The organism is Streptomyces niphimycinicus (genome assembly GCF_018883605.1).
Lineage (GTDB): Bacteria > Actinomycetota > Actinomycetes > Streptomycetales > Streptomycetaceae > Streptomyces > Streptomyces niphimycinicus.
The window spans coordinates 1-1,419 of the sequence record NZ_JAHLEM010000671.1 but is presented as its reverse complement, the minus strand read 5'-3'; the positions used below and the strand labels follow the sequence as shown (position 1 = coordinate 1,419).

Sequence of the window (1,419 nt, the reverse complement as noted above, 5' to 3'; positions counted from 1 at the left end):
TCCAGCACCGCGGCCAGCGCCTCACGGTCCGCGGCGTCACACGCCGCCACCGTCACCCGGGCACCGAGCCCTTCCAGCTCCGCCTTCAACTCGGCGGCGCCCTCGGCCGCCATGCCACTGCGGCTGGTCAGCACCAGATGCTCGGCACCCGTACGCGCCAGCCAGCGGGCAACGTGACCGCCCAGCGCACCCGTACCACCGGTCACCAGCACCGAACCACTCGGCTGCCAGCCATCCACGGTCGTGGCATCGGGCGCGGAGGCCCGCACCAGCCGCTTGGCGAAGACACCGGAGCCGCGCACCGCCACCTGGTCCTCGGACTCCGCACCGGCCAGCGCTCCGGCCAGCCGGGCCACCGCACGGTCGTCGATGGTCTCGGGCAGGTCCACGACGCCGCCCCAGCGCTGGGGGTACTCGGCCTCCAGGATCCGGCCCAGGCCCCACACCATCGCCTGGATCGGGCTCACCAGCCGGTCGGAGCGCCCCACCGACACCGCACCCCGGGTGCCGCACCACAGCGGGGCCACCACATCCGCATCGCCCAGCGCCTGAACCAGCGTCACCGTCGCGGCCAGCCCGGCCGGGACCACCTGGAAGGACTCATGCGCCGACTCGTCCAGGCCCAGCAGCGAGAACACACCCGCCACGGCCGACGGCTCCACGCCGTCGAGGGCCACGCGCAGCCGCTCCGTCATCGCCTCACGGTCATCCGCCGCCCCGACGGTTACGCGCACCACATGCGCACCGCGCCCGGCCAGCCCGTCCAGCACGGCGGCGACCAAAGTGTCGTCACCGCAGGCTTCCGGAACGGCCACGAGCCAGGTGCCCGAGAGCGTGGTCCCGGAGGCGGATGCCAGGGGCTTCCAGACAATCTGGTAACGCCAGCCGTCCACCTTGTTCTGCTCGCGCCGCTGACGGCGCCAGGACGACAGCGCCGGAAGCAACGCCGTCAACGACGACTGCTGCTCCTCGTCCGCCACCTCCAGGGTGCGGACCAGCGCCTCCAGATCCTCGTGCTCCACCGCCTCCCAGAAGCGCGCGTCCACCGCGTCCGTGCTCAGGCCGCCACCGGCGGCCGCCACCTCGGCGGCCGAGGTGGCGTCCAGCCAGTACCGCTGGCGCTGGAAGGCGTAGGTGGGCAGGTCGACGGGGCGGGCACCGGTCCCGGCGAACACCGTCCGCCAGTCCACGGCGATACCGCCGACGTGGGCCTCGGCCAGGGAGGTCAGGAACCGCTCCGGACCGCCCTCCGCACGGCGCAGCGAGCCGACGGCCGCCACGGGGGTGCCGTGGTCGTCGGCCGTCTGCTCGATGCCCATGGTCAGGACGGGGTGGGCGCTGGCCTCCACGAACGTCTGGAAGCCTTCGTCCAGGAGCACTCGTACGGTCTCGTCGAAACGCACCGTCCCGCGCAGATTG

At 73.3% G+C, this 1,419-nt stretch carries 1 protein-coding gene; it reads right to left on the bottom strand.

Annotated features, from left to right (window positions below):
• Positions 1 to 1,419, bottom strand: a 1,419-nt coding sequence (locus tag KN815_RS39735) for a KR domain-containing protein (protein ID WP_216346665.1), incomplete at both ends; no start/stop codon positions are given.